The 509-nt window shown below is 38.3% G+C and carries 1 pseudogene; it reads left to right on the top strand.

The features are described from left to right. A pseudogene (locus J7R13_RS08770) lies at window positions 1–509 on the top strand (toprim domain-containing protein); the annotation flags it as partial.

The raw sequence follows: 509 nt of genomic DNA, 5'->3' as shown, positions 1-509 counted from the left end.
CAGCAATTTTTATCAATGAGGGAGATTCAGATGGTGGTTCAGCTAAAAATGAGCGTTCACGTCAAACTCAAGCGATTTTACCTTTGCGTGGTAAAATTCTTCACCCCGAACAGGCGCGTTTTGAACGAATGCTTTCATCTGAAATGATTAATAAACTTATCACCGATATTGGAACTTCTATTGGTAAAGATGAATTCTCGCCCGATAAATTACGTTATCATAAAACAATTATGATGACAGCTGCTGATATTGATGTGGCCCATATTCTTACTTTGCTTCTCACGTTCTTCTTTAGACAAATGCCTGAATTGATTTAACGTGGTCATCTATATCTCGCTCAACCCCCCCTTTATAAAGTTTCGCGAGGAAAATTTTCTCAATATATCAAAAATGAAGCAGCATTCGAAGCATTTCTTTTTGATACTGGATTGGAAGAAGCAAAGTTAGAATTGTCAACAGGTGAGATTTGTGCTGGTGCTGATTTGCGCAAACTTGCTGAAGATGCTCGG

Source organism: Bartonella taylorii 8TBB (assembly GCF_902825155.1).
Classification (GTDB): Bacteria; Pseudomonadota; Alphaproteobacteria; order Rhizobiales; family Rhizobiaceae; genus Bartonella; species Bartonella taylorii_A.
This window is presented reverse-complemented; position numbering and strand designations above follow the sequence as displayed.